The sequence below is a fragment of the Bradyrhizobium sp. SZCCT0148 genome, assembly GCF_018129985.1.
GTDB classification, from domain to species: Bacteria; Pseudomonadota; Alphaproteobacteria; order Rhizobiales; family Xanthobacteraceae; genus Bradyrhizobium; species Bradyrhizobium japonicum_H.
On record NZ_JAFCKT010000006.1, the window covers coordinates 148,417 to 162,629 of the forward strand.

A 14,213-nucleotide genomic window follows, 5' to 3' on the forward strand; every position below is an offset into this window, starting at 1 on the left:
GGCGTCATTCCAGCCAGGTCCTCGAGACGTCGATCACGCCGTTGTAGATCTTCGGAAAGCCCTTCAGCCTGGCGCTCGACAGCGCATAATAGGTGTTCTGAAAAGTCCAGAACCAGATGGCTTCCTTGTTGATCAGGCGGCTTATGGCGCAGTAATCCTCGATGCGCTGGGCGGGATCGGCCGTGACGCGCGCGTGGTCCAGCAGCTTGTCGAGCTCGGGATTCGAGAAGCCGGCGAGCGCGAGCGGACTGCCGGTACGGAAATTCGCGTACATCTGCGGATCGGGATCGGCGAGATCGACGATGCGCCACGGCGTCATCTGGAACTGGCGGGTGAAGGCGCGCGACGGAATGGTGGCCTGGTCGACCTGCTCGATCTCCATGTTGGCCCCGACACGCTTCCAGAATTGCTGCAGCACCTGGCCGACCACGCGGCCGCGCGGCGTCGCGGTCACCAGCATCTTGAACTCGACCGGCTTGCCGTAGTCCTTGATCTGCGCCTTCGCCTTCTCGACGTCGAACGGCAGCGCGCCGTCGTCCTTGCATTTGACCCAGGAGCCGTCGCCATAGGGATTGCTGGCGGGCCGGCTCAGGCCGTTGCTGATCGCCTGCGACATTTTCGGACGATCGATCGCCATCACCAGCGCCTGTCGTACGCGGACGTCGTCGAACGGCGCGACCTTGGTGTTGAAGGCGTAGACCGCAGCGCCCGACCCCTTATAGGTGTGAACGGTGAGCTTGGGGTCCTTCTGCGCCTTCAGGATGTTGTCGGCGTCGGCCTCGTCGTCCCAGATGATGTCGGCCTCGCCCGATTGCAGCGAAGCAAAGCGCGACTGGGCGTCGGGCAGCGGCTTCAGGATGATGCGGTCGAGATAAGGCTTGCCCTTGTCCCAGTAGTTCGGATTCTTCTCCAGCACCATGCGGTCGCCGGCGGTCCAGGATTTCAGGATGTAGGGCCCGGTGCCGACGGGATTGCGGTTGTAGTCGTCGCCCTTGGACTTCCAGGCCGTCGGCGAATGAATGACGTTGTTCTGGCTCTGGATGGTAATCGTACCCGGCAGGTTCACCGAGGGATCGGTGAGCTTGTACACGATCGTGGTGTCGTCCGGCGCCAGCACTTCCTTGACGTTGCTGATGTAGAAGGCGCAGCGACATTTGTTGGCCGGATCCTTCTGGCGGTCGAAATTCTCCTTGAAGGCCTGCGCATTGAACGGCGTGCCGTCGTGGAATTTCACGCCTTCGCGCAGCTTGAAGGTCCAGGTCATGTAGTCGTCGGAGTGTGACCAGGACACCGCCAGCTTGGGCGCGGCTTCGCCCTTGTCGTCGAGCGTGGTCAGCGTGTCGAAGATGGCGGCGGCCGCGGTGAAGGTCGACGTGTCGTAGACCCCGACCTTGAGCGGATCGAAGCCGGGAATATCCAGCTCTTGACCGACGGTGATGCTGCCGCCGGACTTCTGCGCCTGTGCGGCCCCGGCCAGCGGAAGAAGGGCAAATGCCGCAACAAGGAAAATCGGCGCGTGCTTCCGCGCCGCGGCAGCAGTGTTCGTCATGGTTCCTCCCGGGATCCCTCGTCCGATGTTTCGGATCGCTGAATGACTGGGAGCGAGATTGGCGACAAAAGCGCGCCACGGCAAGAGGAACGCGCGACAGATCACACGCCACAGGTGCGGCGCAATGTGCTCAGCCTGTCGCGATGGTTTTGCCTGTCGGAATTGACCCATCCTCGGCGAGGCCGATCTCGTCGCGCAGCGCGTCCGTATGTTCGCCGAGCACGGCCATCGTCTTGGCCGGCTTGATATCGGCACCCGACATTCGGAACGGCAGGTTGAGCACCTGGAAGGAGCCGCCCTCGTCCTGCACGGATGAGAGTGCCTGCCGGTGCGCGAGCTGCGGATCGGCCAGCGCCTCGGACACCGTGCGATAGGCTGAGGCAGGCACGCCGGCCGCGCTGAGCGCGACAAGACAGGCATCGGTCGTGAACTGCCGGGACCAGGTTTCGACGCCGTCCATCACCTCCGCCCAATTGTCGCGGCGCGCGGCGTAGGCGGCAAAGCGCGGATCGGAGATCCATTCGGGGCGGCCGATCACCTGCATCAGGGCCTGAAACGTCTTCTCGCTGGCGACCGTGATCATGACGTAGCCGCTTGCCGTCTCGGTCGGACCAAACATCGGGCGCGGCGGGGGCTTCACGGCGAATTGCGCGCCCTGCAATTCGGTCAGCGTCAGCGACAGCATCGATTCCAGCATGGAAACGTCGATGTGCTGGCCAAGGCCGGTCACGCTGCGCTGATAGAGCGCGGACGCGATCGCGCCGAAGCCATAGGTGCCGGTGACGACGTCGGCGTGATAGATGCCGCAATAATCGGGGCGGCTACGGCCGGGCTGGTACGCCAGATGCGCCATGTCGTAGCCGGAGGCGGCATGGATCACGGGGGCGTAGGCCGGCAACTCGGCCGAGGGGCCGGTCTGGCCGTAGCCCGAGATCGAGCAATAGATCAGTCTCGGGTTGACCTGGCGCAGGCTGTCGTAGTCGAGGCGCAACCGGCGCATCACGCCGGGGCGGAAATTCTCCACCAGGATGTCGGCGGTCGCGGCCAGCCGCCGCACCGCCTCCTTGCCGTTGTCGGACTTGAGGTCGAGCACCACGCTCTTCTTGCCGACATTGAGCTGCCCAAACGCGGTGCTGCATCCCTTGCGCAACGGGGGCCGGGTCCGCATCGTCTCGCCGCCGTCGCTCTCGATCTTGATGACCTCGGCGCCCATGTCGGCAAGCATCCGCGCGCAGTGAGGACCAGCGATGGTCGTCGAAAAATCCAGGACCCGTAGCCCCGCGAAGGCTTTTGTCGTCGTCCCCTCATGCTTATCTGTTAGCTGCATGCCTGCTCACGTCCTTGGGGCTCTCAGGAACTCTCGAAGTTCTCTGTCGTTGACGCGGCGACCCTAGAGGGCGGCGGCCGAGTAGGAAAGTGTTTACCGAACCGACGCGCGTGGGTGAGCTTTAAGAAATTCCAGGACAACTGGACCCGTTCTTGCATATCCATAAACGGGATCGACAGAGGGCAGCTGTTCTTGCGGGTCTTGTTCGTTACCACTGAGATGGACGACTTCGTCCGCGTCGGCGGCCTCGGCGCGGTATCCGCGGCCCTGCCCCGAGCCCTTCGCCCCTTTGCCGATATCCGGATCATGCTGCCGGGCTATCGCGACATCATCGAGCAACTCACGCATATTCAGATTGTCGGCCGCTGCCCGGCGTTCGCGGAAATGCCGGCCTGCTCGCTCGGACGGGCCGCGACCAAGGACGGCCTGCCGGTCTATGTACTGTTGTGCTCGCAACTCTACGACCGGCCCGGCAATCCCTATGGCGATGAGTCCGGGCGCGACTGGCCGGACAACGACATCCGCTTCGCGCGCTTTGCCTCGGCAGCTGCTGAGCTCGCCATGGGCAAGCTGGACAAGAATTGGGCAGCGGACCTGGTCCATGCGAACGACTGGCAGGCTTCGCTTGTGCCGGCCTACCTCGCCTGGCGCGGCGCCAAAGTCCCGTCGATCCTGACTATCCATAACCTCGCCTATCAGGGCCTCTTCCCGAGGGACTCGCTGCGGCGAATTGGCATACCAGAGAGCTCCTTCCACATCGACGGCGTCGAGTTCTACGACAAGCTCTCTTTCCTCAAGGCCGGCCTGGTTTACGCCTCGCACCTCACCACTGTCAGCGGCACCTATGCCCGCGAAATCACGACGGCCGAATTCGGCTGCGGCCTGGAGGGCCTGCTCCGCCTGCGTTCGGACGCCTCCGAGCTCACCGGCATCCTCAACGGCATCGACGAGAGCTGGGACCCGCGCTCCTGCGCGCAGCTTGCCCAGCAGTTCGGCGCCGGCGACTGGGTCGGCAAGAGGGCCAATGCGGACTATGTCCGCAAGCAGTTCGGCTTGGCGGTGTCGCGTGGCCCGATGTTCGGTATCGTCGCGCGCCTCGTGCACCAGAAAGGCATCGACCTCGTGCTGTCGGCGGCCGATGAGATCGTCGATGCCGGCGGGCAGATCGTGGTCACCGGCTCCGGCGAGCCGGCGCTCGAGCAGGCCTTGATCGACGCGCATCGCCGCCGCCCCGACGCCATCGGCGTGGTGATCGGCTTCAACGACGCCCAGGCGCGCCGCATCTTCGCCGGGAGCGACTTTACCTTGATGCCCTCGCGCTTCGAGCCGTGCGGCCTCAGCCAGATGTATGCGCAGCGCTTCGGCTCGCTACCGATCGGGCACCAGACCGGCGGCCTTGCCGAGACCATCACCGACGGCGAGACCGGCTTCCTGTTCCAGCAGCCCTCGCGCGAATCGTTCCTCGGCGGTGTCCGCCGTGCCTTCTCCGCCTTCATGGCTCAGGACCAGCTCGACACCATGCGCCGCAGCGCCATGGGACGTTCGTTTTCCTGGAACATCTCAGCGGGCAGCTACAACGCGCTGTACCGGAAGCTTGCAGCGGTGTGAGCCGCGACGGCTGGGCAATTTCATTCCGCAGCCTCCGGCATCTCGTCCATGTGCTCGTGCAGCACGACCCCCGATAGCGGATCGAACTCACCGATCCACGGCTTACGCGCGAGCACCGACTTGGTGTGAGCATAACCGGCGTGCCAGCGCCGCGTGATGCCTGACGGGCTGAAGTCGATATCCTTGGTATGAGTCTCGCGATCGAGCTGCGGCGCCAGCAGCCGCACCACATGCATGCGAGTCGGACAGCCGTAGCTGGTCAGCTCCCTCACCGCGGCATCGCGGCGCTCGCTCTCGGGCAATCGTGCCGCGAGCTGGTTGATGACATGGCGCAACCGATGGGTCTGCTGCTGGCGCGCGATCTGGCTCGCGATCCGGCTGGAATACATCACGTCCTTGTGCCTGTTGAGCACCTCCGCCATCGTGGTCGGCTCGGCGCCGACGGGATTCCACAGGTGTACGGAGAAGATCAGCGAATCCCTGCGCGGATTGTCGTCGAACACCGCTTCCGTCGGCGTGTTCGAGAGGATGCCGCCGTCCCAATAGAGCTCGCCGTCAATACGCACGGCCGGAAAAGCCGGCGGTAATGCACCGGAGGCCATGACATGTTTCACCGTCAGCACGCCGTCACGGCTGTCGAAATAGCGCATTTGGCTGGTGCCGACATGAGCCGCACCGACCGTCAGGCGCGGCGCGCAGCGATTGGCCAGGTCGAAATCGACCAGCTCGCTCAGCGTCTTCTCGATCGGCGCGGTCGAATAATAGCCGGCAAGATCGGCGCCCAGCGGGTAGGAATCCCCGGCATGGGCCAGCGGATTGGGGCGGAAGAAACCAGGAATGCCGTGGGTCACGGCCGACCAATAGGCAAGCTTCTCGTTGAAGCCGGGAAACGTGGCGCGCCAGTCCCAGACCGGCTTCTGCTCCATCCGCTTCCAGAACTCTCTCAAGCGCGCGAGGCGGTTCTCCGGCGCGTTGCCCGCAATGAGGCTCGCGTTGATCGCGCCGATCGAGGTGCCGATGATCCAGTCCGGCTCGATGCCGGCCTCGTGCAGCGCCTGGTAGACGCCGGCCTGGTACGAGCCGAGCGCGCCGCCGCCCTGAAGCACGAGGACGACCTGCCCCGGCAGGTCCGTGTCCTTTCGTTGCCCGTTGTGCTGCATGCCGTTCATGTGTCGCTCCTGTCGAGCCTGTGGTTTATCATTCGTCAGGTGTACGGCCATTGTTTCATCTTGCCGTTCTCGGCGATTGCCGGGCCTTTTGGAAATGCCGGCTGGCTTCCAAAACCATACGCGGGCGCTATCGCGCCCAGGATATCATTCCCTGCCCCGATCGGTTAGATTTCCGCCCGTTCCTGCCGGGAGCCGATCCATGGAAATGCATCAGGTCCGCTATTTCCTCGCGGTCGCGCAGCTGTTGAACTTCACGCGCGCGGCCGAAGAGTGCAACGTGACGCAGCCCTCGCTGACGCGCGCGATCAAGCAGCTCGAAGCCGAACTCGGCGGCGATCTGTTCCGCCGCGAACGGCCGGCGGCGCAGCTGACCGAACTCGGCCAGCGTATGCATCCGCTGCTGAAGCAGTGCTTCGATGCCGCCGCCGGCGCGCGCTCGCTCGCATCCTCGTTCAAGAGCGGAGAGATCGGCGCGCTGCGCATCGCGCTGACGCATTCGATCGACCTTGCTCTACTGATTCCGCATCTCAACGAGATCAGGCGGCAGTTCAACCGGCTCGAGCTCCGCTTCCTGCGCGGCTCCAGCCGCGAGGTCGCGGAAATCCTGAAGAAGGGCGAAGCCGAGCTTGGCATCGCCGCGGAGATCGACGAGGGCTGGGACCGGCTCGACGTCTGGCCACTCTTCACAGAGGGTTTCGAGCTCGTCGTCAGCAACGGACACCGGCTAGCCGGCCGCGGCTCGATCGAGCTGGACGATCTGCGCACCGAGCAACTGCTGGGCCGGACCTTCTGCGAGCACGCCGGCCGGATCACGGCGAGCCTGCGCGAGCACGGTATCGACGTCGAACATGGCCATGAAGTTTCCAGCGAGCACGATCTGATCGAGCTGGTCGAGGCTGACATCGGCGTCGCCATGGTGCCGCACACCTCGCCGGTGCCGGAACGCCTGACGCGCGCCGCGGTCGCCGGGCTCGACGCCCGCCGCACGGTCAGCCTGTACGGAGTCGCCGGCCGACAACGCACTGCGGTTGCCAACGCAGTGATGCGGATGCTGCGCGGTACGGACTGGCGAGCGATCGCGGGGTGATCCGGCGCCAGCTCGCGGCTAGTTCGCCCTGCCCGCACTTTCCAACGCGACAAGCAGGTCGTCGACCTCCATGCGCTTACGGAAGTCGGGATCGACGAAACGGGCTGTCACGATGCCATTGCGGCCGACCACGAACACCGCTGGGATCGGCAGCATCCAGCCGTCATTGCCGTGGTATTTCGCCATGTCTTGGTGCGACAACAGGCCCTGAATTTCCGCGCCAAGCCAGATCGCGAGATTGAGCGACAGCGCATAGCCATTGTCGAGATCCGTCAGGATCGGAAATGGCGCACCGGACTCGGCCTTGAACTGCCGTGTATATTCCTGGGTCTCGGGCATGATCGCGACGATCCGCGCGCCCATTGTCTCGATCCGGTCCAGCGCCTGGACCACGGCGCGGACATTGAGCCGGCAATACGGGCACCAATGGCCCCGGAAGAACATCACCGCGATCGGGCCGTTTTCGAGCAGCGCCGTCAGCGTGAGGAGACGTCCGCTTTCGTCGGGCAGCACGAAGGGCGGCATCGCATCGCCCGGGCGCGGCGCGGACTCGCCACCGCCGTTCCCGCCCAATCGTTCAACCAGGCGATCGACGGCCTCGCCATAGTCCGGGAAGACCTCGCGGCTGGCGTCGGCATAGGCGCGGAGCTGTTCGTTCAGCGTACCGTCCATGTCGCGGCAGCGCTGGAACGCAGATCGGAGCCGCTCGGCGTCGGCTGGCGAGAGTGACGTCATCTTCCGCTCCGGCATTCTCGAGGCCAATACTAGTTTCCGGGTTCGGCCGCCCGCAAGGGGGCGGCCGCGATGCCGGACCGGTTCAGTTCACGTAGAAATTGCCGGTCGGATCGAGCCGTCCCGGGGTGTAGTACAGCGATCCGTTGTCCATAAAGAAGACGGTGTTGTCGGGCACCTTCTTGGCGTTCTTCATCATGACCTCGTGGTTCTTCTCGGCAGGGGCCATGGCCATCGCGGACATCTTGCCGGGGCCGCCATAGACATAGGCCATGCCGGCCTTGAAGTCCCAGGCGGCCTCCGAGAAGGCTGATGTGGCGATGACCGCAAACGCGGCGGTGGCGATCAGGGTCTTGGATAATTTCGACATGAGGGCTCCTCCTGATTGACGCAAACGCCCGCCAATCGGGCGCCCCGCAATCGGACGCCGAATGCCGCGAAAGCGGAAATGCAATTGCCCAATCGGATCGATAGCCGCCACGCATTGACATAGCGCCGCGCTATCGCATCGAGAGCAAGCCGGCATTTCAGCATGGCCGCGATCTCGATGAAGTTGCCGTCATCGCCGGCGACCAACGGGGTTGCGGCCAACACAGGAGACTTCCCCATGTCCAGGAGCCACGCCTTGTCGCGTCTGATCTGGCCGGGCCTTGCCCTCGCCGGTGCGCTCACGCTCTCAGCACAGCCGGTCGCTGCCGGCGAATGCCCGGCCGGCAAGATCAAGCCAAACGCGCAGCCGATGGTCGATTACAAGCCCGTCGGCGTTACCGACGTCACGCTCGGGGCAATCGACCTCGGCAAGCAGCCCGCACATATCGAGGGGCGCGAGCTGCGCTTCCGCAAGCTGACCATCGAGCCCGGCGGTATCGTGCCCTGGCACAGCCACGACGATCGCCCCGCTCTCATTTTCGTGCAGCAGGGCGAGATCGTCGAATACGCCTCCAACTGCGTCGATCCGATCGTGCACAAGGCGGGCGACATCCGGCCCGAGGTCCACGGCACCGCGCATTGGTGGAAGAACCTCGGCAAGGACACCGTCGTTCTCTATGTCGGCGACGTCCGCAGGGATCCCAACGACCATCACATGTAACGGGCGCGCCTCGCCCCGGCGCACTCGCTGCCGGATGTGGCGTCCGGATACCCCATGCCGGGCGCCACATCCCCACAGGACAATCATCGCATGACCGATCTTTCCGCGCCGACAACAGGGCCCGCGACGACGATTGGGACGCACTCGCCGGGCCTGGCGCTGCGCTCGCTCGTGATCGGGCTCACCGCATTCCTGACAGTCGTTGATCTTTTCGCAACACAGGCGATCCTGCCCGCGCTGACGCGGCACTACGGCGTCACGCCTGCCGCGATGGGTTTTGCCGTCAACGCCAGCACCTTCGGGATGGCCACAGCCAGCCTCGTCGTCGGCTTTTTCAGCCCGCACATCAACCGGCGGAGCGGCATTCTGCTCAGCCTGGCGCTGCTGGCGATTCCGACCAGCCTGCTTGCCTCGGCGCCAAATCTCACCGTCTTCACGGCATTGCGGGTCGCGCAGGGCCTGTGCATGGCGTCCGCCTTCGCGCTCACCCTCGCTTATCTCGGCGAGCAATGCAGCACCCTGGATGCAGGCGGCGCCTTTGCCGCCTACATCACCGGCAATGTCGCGAGCAACCTCGTGGGACGGCTGATCTCCGCTGCCGTGTCTGACGGACTCGGCCTCGCCTGGAATTTCTATCTGTTCGCGGCACTCAATCTGACCGGCGCGGTGCTGGTCCATTTCACGATCCGACGCGTGCAGCCGATGCACGCGATGGTCCCGGCCGCTTCGCCGCTTTCCGCCGCGATCGCGCATTGGCGCGAGCCGCGGCTGCGTGCCGCCTTCGGCATCGGCTTCTGCATCCTGTTCGCCTTCATCGGCACCTTCACCTTCGTCAATTTCGTTCTGGTCCAGCCGCCGTTGTCGCTCGGCATGATGGATGTCGGCCTCGTCTATTTCGTCTTTTTGCCGTCGGTGGTCACGACGCTTCTGGCCGGCCGGGTGGCATCGCGGCTTGGAACGCGTCCGACGATTTGGGGCGCGCTTGCGATTGCTGGGCTTGGCTTGCCCTTGATGCTGATGCCGCATCTGAGCGAAGTCCTCGCCGGCATGGTTCTCGTCGGCATCGGCACATTCTTCGCGCAGGCGGCCGCGACAGGCTTCGTCGGACAGGCGGCTGCCGACAACCGCGGCATCGCGAGCGGCACCTATCTGGCCTGCTATTTCTGCGGAGGGCTGGTCGGCACGGCTGTGCTAGGGCGCCTGTTCGACGCTTTCGGATGGCCGGCGTGCGTGTTCGGCGTGGGCGTGGCCCTTGCGGCCGCAGCCGTGCTCACCTTCGCCCTGAGGCGCTAGCGCTTGACCGGCGCCTCCTGCGGCGGCTCGTCGTCGGCGATCGCGCGCCAGGCGGCACCATCGAGATCGTCGTACTGGCCGCTCCTGAGCGACCAGAGAAAAGCGACGAGACCGGCGCCTCCGAGCATCAGCGCCAACGGGACCAAAATGACCAGGATCTCCATCACGCGATCTCCCGCGACTTGCTGCGCGCCCGCAGCGAATTCAGCATGACCAGGATCGAGGATCCGCTCATGGCCGCGGCCGCGATCAGGGGCGTCACGATGCCGCTGATCGCAACCGGCACCGCCAGCACATTATAGCCGATTGCAAGCCAGAGGTTCTGCCGCATCAGATGCAGCGCCTTGCGCGAGGCGTCGATGGCGGCGACCACCGGAGCCAGCGGCCGGCCGAGGAAGACGAGGTCGGCCGTGGCCTGGCTCAGATGCGCGGCCGAGATCGGCGACATCGAGACATGGGCTGCCGCGAGCGACGGCGCGTCGTTCATGCCGTCGCCGACCATCAGCACCTTGGCGCCGCGCTGCTTCAACTCCTCGATCCGTGCGATCTTGTCGGCGGGCGTGACGCCGGCGCGCCATTCGGGGACTCCAAGCGCGTGGGCGGCCGCCTTCACGGCCGGCTCGCGATCGCCGGAGAGAATCTCGATGCCGATCTTGCGCGCCTTCAGCGCCGCGATCACCGCTTGGGCGTCCGGACGCAGACCCTGGCGGACCGAGAGGACGAACTTCTCGGTGCCCTTGCTGAAAGCAACGATGGAGGCTTCGGGGTCGACCATGACGCCTTCGACCAGCGCCTCGGCGCCGCAGAAGGAGGGGCGGCCAAGACGAAGCTCGACGCCGTCCACGGTCGCACGGACGCCCTGCCCTGGCTCTTCGACCGCGCCGACGATCGGCGATCTGGCGCCGGCTGCCTGCGCGACGGCGGCCGCGACCGGATGATGGCTCGACAGCGCGAGACGGCCGGCAAGGTCGAAGATATCGGCGGGAATGTCGGCGGCATTCATCACTTCGAGATCGGGCAGCGTCAGCGTGCCGGTCTTGTCGAAGATGACATGGTCGGCCTCGGCCAGGCGCTCGATCGCGTCGCCGGAATTCAGCAACACGCCGGACTTGAACATCGCGCCGGAGGCGATGGTCTGCACGGTGGGAATGGCAAGGCCCAGCGCGCAGGGGCAGGTGATGATCAGCACGGCGACGCCGGTCACGATCGCATCATGCCAGGACGCGCCTGCGACCACCCAGCCGAGGATGGTAATGAACGCGGTCGCATGCACCACCGGCGCATACAGCCGCGAGGCGCGGTCGGCGAGGCGCATGTAGCGCGAGCGCGCGGCGAGCGCGTTGTCGAGCAGCCGCGTGATCTCGGCGAGCAGCGTCGCCTCGGACGCGGCCGAGACCCGCACCCGCAGCGTGCCCGAGATGTTCATCGAGCCCGCATAGACCGGCGTGCCCTGCTCGGCCGTGACATAGAGCGTCTCGCCCGTGATCAGGCTCTGGTCGATCTCGGAACGGCCCTCGATCACCGTGCCGTCGACCGCGCAGCGCTCGCCGGGCCGCAGCAGCACGATGTCGCCGGGATGGATCGCGGCCACCGGCACCTGCGAGATTTCGTCGGGCCCGACGAACTTCGCCGCCGTCTCCGCTTTCAGCGCCGCGAGATTGCCGGCAACCGCCCGGGTCCGCCGTCGCATGTTCTGGTCGAGGAAGCGGCCGACCAGCAGGAAGGTCAGCAGCATGATCGCCGCGTCGAAATAGGCGTGCTCGGCGTGGTGAATCGTTTCGACCACGGACATGCCGAGCGCCAGGATCACGCCGATCGAGATCGGAACGTCCATGTTCGTCGTCTTTGCCGACAGCGCGCGCCAGGCCGAGCGGAAGAACGGCTGACCGGCATAGGCTGCCGCCGGCAACGCGATCAACGCCGACAGCCAGTGAAAGAAGTCGCGCTGCTCCGGCAGCATGTCCGAGACATTGCCCGACCACACTGGGATCGACAGCATCATCACGTTCATGGTCGCGAACGCGGCGACACCGAGGCAGCGCAGCAGGAAGCGCGATTCGGCGACTTCCGCCACTTCCGCGCTCTCGGTCTCGAACGGATAGGCCTTGTAGCCGAGCTCTTCGAGGCGGTCGATGAATCGGCCGGGATCGAGCGTACCGGCCTTCCATTCCAGCGCGACCCGGCGGTCGGTGAGGTTGACACGCGCCAGCGTGACGTCGGGGATGGCGGACAGGCCACGCTCGATCTTGGCCATGCAGCCGGCGCAATGAACGCCTTCGACTGCGAGATCGATGTGCTGGACGCCCTCGCCCGCGGTCCGGACGTAGTGCGAGAAATCCCGCGTGACGTGCATGTCGAAGCCCTTCAGTTCAGGATCACGCGATTGCGCGACAGGAACACGCGCGTGCCGCGCGATTCGCCCTCGATCACCAGATCCCACTGCCCAGGCGCGACGGCGGCATTGCCGCGATAGAGGCCGATGCCGGCTTCGGTGAGCTCGATGGCGAGATCGGCGCGCTTGTCGGTCGGCCGTTCCAGCCGGCCGCCGAATTTCAGTCCGGCGATCGGCTGACCGCCGGCATCGCGTGCCTCGACCTGAAGCACGGCACCGCCGTCGGCACGGCGCTCGACATGGGCGTTGACCTTCCATTTGCGCGCGGCCTGGTCCTGCGCTGCCGATATCTCGCGGTCATAGGTCAGGCCCGCGGCATAGGGGCTGTCGACCTCGGTGCCCGGCAGCGTCGCGATCGCGAGCTTCATCATGGTGACGTTGACGCCGATCACGATTCCGAAAAATGCGACCAGCATCAGGAAGACCTTGGTTCCGGTCAGCGGCTTGGATGACATGATGGTCTCCTGGATTTACGGCGCAACGAAATTGTCGGTGGCGCTGGCGGCGACGCCGAGCCCGATGTCCATCACATGGAAGCGGACCGGAATTGATTTCTCCGGATTGTTCTCGGCCGGCGCGGTGACGAGCAGGCGGAGTTCGCTGGTGGTGTCGCGCGGAATCACGATCATCGGCCGGTCGGGGGTCACCGAATCGGCGCCGACGACGTGCATCGCGAGATTGACCGGCCCCTCCGCATCGATGGCGATGACGCGGTCGTAGCCGCTCTTGTTCAGCAGCCGCACCGTATAGGCGTTGCGGATCGAACCGTCGCTGAGCTTGACCGCGACCGGATTGCGGTCGTGCAGCACGTTGACGTCGAGCAGGCTGCGCGTTGCCAGCGTGTAGACCATGAAGCCGCCGATCGCCGCGATGATCGCGCTGTAGACCACGGTGCGGGCCCGGACGATGCGGTAGATGGGCGCCTTGCCTTCCTGGCGGCGGTGGATGTTGATGTCGTTGTCGTAGCCGATCAGCCGCTTCGGCCGGCCGATCTTTGTCATCACGTTGTCGCAGGCATCGATGCAGAGCCCGCACTGGATGCATTCCATCTGCGGTCCGTTGCGGATGTCGATGCCGGTCGGGCAGACCGCGACGCATTGATAGCAATCGACGCAATCGCCGACCTGCTCGCCCAACGCGCGCAGCTCGGCGGCCTTCTTGACCGAGGTGCGCTTCTCGCCGCGGTCGTAACGGTAGGTGACGTTGAGCGCCCACTCGTCGGTCAGCGCGGCCTGGATCCGCGGCCATGGGCACATATAGGTGCAGACCTGCTCGCGCATGTAGCCGGCGAGCAGATAGGTCGTCGCGGTGAGGATGCCGATCCAGATATAGGCGATCATCGGCGCCTGAAAGGTGACGAGCTCCTTCACAAGGGTCGGCGCGTCGTTGAAGTAGAGCACCCAGGCGCCGCCGGTCCACCAGGCGATCATGAGCCAGATCGAATGCTTGAGCACGATCTCGGAGATTCGCTCGAGCTTCAGCGGGTCGGACGATTTGTCCTTCTTCATCCGCTCGCGCCGGTCACCCTCGATCAGACGCTCGACGGCGTAGAACAGGTCGGTCCACACCGTCTGCGGACAGAGATAACCACACCAGATGCGGCCGCCGACCGAGTTCATCAGAAACAGCGCCACGGCCGCCACGATCAACAGGCCGGTAAAGTAATAGACCTCCTGTGGCCACAACTCGATGAAGAAGAAATAGAAGCGGCTGTTGGGTAGATCGATCAGCACCGCCTGGCTGGGAGCGCCGAGGCCGCGGTTCCAGCGCACGAAGGGGAGGAAGTAATAAACCCCGAGGCAGACCGCCATCAGGCCCCATTTGATCCGCCGGAACGTGCCGGAGACGCTCTGCGGATAGACCTTCTTGCGGGCTGCGTAGAGCGGCCCATCGCCATCCGACGTGAGGTCTTTGGGGTTCACGGTCTTGTTCATCGCTTCAATCGCCTTCGAAGGTGCGATTAAAC

At 65.1% G+C, this 14,213-nt stretch carries 13 protein-coding genes; 4 read left to right on the top strand and 9 right to left on the bottom strand.

The genetic code is table 11. From position 1 onward, the window contains the following. Nucleotides 1-4 precede the first annotated feature (4 nt). Together JQ580_RS19885 and JQ580_RS19890 are read right to left on the bottom strand one after the other, a co-directional pair. The gene (locus tag JQ580_RS19885; protein WP_212281918.1) at nt 5-1,549 is read right to left on the bottom strand and encodes an ABC transporter substrate-binding protein; all 1,545 of its coding nucleotides are present in this window, start codon (nt 1,547-1,549) and stop codon (nt 5-7) included. Nucleotides 1,550-1,679: 130 nt separating this feature from the next. Then, entirely contained in the window at nt 1,680-2,876 is a 1,197-nt protein-coding gene (locus JQ580_RS19890) for a CaiB/BaiF CoA transferase family protein (protein WP_212281919.1), read from the bottom strand. Nucleotides 2,877-3,068: 192 nt separating this feature from the next. Here JQ580_RS19890 and glgA point away from each other — a divergent pair, with 192 nt between their 5' ends. Beyond that, on the top strand, nt 3,069-4,484 hold the full coding sequence (glgA, locus tag JQ580_RS19895) for a glycogen synthase GlgA (RefSeq protein ID WP_212281920.1): 1,416 nt from the start codon (nt 3,069-3,071) through the stop codon (nt 4,482-4,484). 20 nt (nt 4,485-4,504) lie between these two features. Here glgA and JQ580_RS19900 read toward each other — a convergent pair whose 3' ends face one another. After that, entirely contained in the window at nt 4,505-5,653 is a 1,149-nt protein-coding gene (locus tag JQ580_RS19900; protein WP_212281921.1) for a patatin-like phospholipase family protein, read from the bottom strand. Between the two features lie 199 nt (nt 5,654-5,852). Between JQ580_RS19900 and JQ580_RS19905 the strand changes: the two genes are divergently transcribed. Continuing rightward, complete coding sequence (locus JQ580_RS19905; RefSeq protein ID WP_212281922.1) at nt 5,853-6,740, top strand: LysR family transcriptional regulator; 888 nt, start codon at nt 5,853-5,855, stop codon at nt 6,738-6,740. An 18-nt stretch (nt 6,741-6,758) separates the two neighbouring features. Here JQ580_RS19905 and JQ580_RS19910 read toward each other — a convergent pair whose 3' ends face one another. Both JQ580_RS19910 and JQ580_RS19915 read right to left on the bottom strand, forming a co-directional pair. Continuing rightward, the gene (locus JQ580_RS19910) at nt 6,759-7,475 is read right to left on the bottom strand and encodes a peroxiredoxin-like family protein (protein WP_212281923.1); all 717 of its coding nucleotides are present in this window, start codon (nt 7,473-7,475) and stop codon (nt 6,759-6,761) included. Nucleotides 7,476-7,557: 82 nt separating this feature from the next. Further along, entirely contained in the window at nt 7,558-7,842 is a 285-nt protein-coding gene (locus tag JQ580_RS19915; RefSeq protein ID WP_212281924.1) for a hypothetical protein, read from the bottom strand. Nucleotides 7,843-8,079: 237 nt separating this feature from the next. On the opposite strand from JQ580_RS19915, the gene JQ580_RS19920 reads away from it, so the two are divergent. Together JQ580_RS19920 and JQ580_RS19925 are read left to right on the top strand one after the other, a co-directional pair. After that, a complete protein-coding gene (locus JQ580_RS19920; RefSeq protein ID WP_212281925.1) occupies nt 8,080-8,562 on the top strand; it encodes a cupin domain-containing protein in 483 nt (160 codons plus the stop codon). A gap of 90 nt (nt 8,563-8,652) precedes the next feature. Next, the gene (locus JQ580_RS19925) at nt 8,653-9,855 is read left to right on the top strand and encodes an MFS transporter (RefSeq protein WP_212281926.1); all 1,203 of its coding nucleotides are present in this window, start codon (nt 8,653-8,655) and stop codon (nt 9,853-9,855) included. Here JQ580_RS19925 and ccoS read toward each other — a convergent pair. From ccoS to ccoG, 4 genes are read right to left on the bottom strand one after another with little or no spacing between them, the layout of a single operon-like run. Beyond that, complete coding sequence (gene ccoS / locus JQ580_RS19930) at nt 9,852-10,019, bottom strand: cbb3-type cytochrome oxidase assembly protein CcoS (RefSeq protein ID WP_008138466.1); 168 nt, start codon at nt 10,017-10,019, stop codon at nt 9,852-9,854. The genes JQ580_RS19925 and ccoS overlap by 4 nt on opposite strands. Next, nucleotides 10,019-12,208, bottom strand: a complete 2,190-nt coding sequence (locus JQ580_RS19935; protein WP_212281927.1) for a cation-translocating P-type ATPase — start codon at nt 12,206-12,208, stop codon at nt 10,019-10,021. The genes ccoS and JQ580_RS19935 overlap by 1 nt, the downstream gene beginning before the upstream one ends. Before the next feature lie 11 nt (nt 12,209-12,219). Next, nucleotides 12,220-12,702 carry a FixH family protein gene (locus JQ580_RS19940; RefSeq protein ID WP_212281928.1) on the bottom strand — a complete coding sequence of 161 codons (483 nt, stop codon included), beginning with the start codon at nt 12,700-12,702 and terminating at the stop codon, nt 12,220-12,222. Between the two features lie 15 nt (nt 12,703-12,717). Next, nucleotides 12,718-14,181: a cytochrome c oxidase accessory protein CcoG gene (gene ccoG / locus JQ580_RS19945; RefSeq protein WP_212281929.1), complete on the bottom strand. Its 1,464-nt coding sequence runs from the start codon at nt 14,179-14,181 to the stop codon at nt 12,718-12,720. Nucleotides 14,182-14,213: the final 32 nt, after the last annotated feature.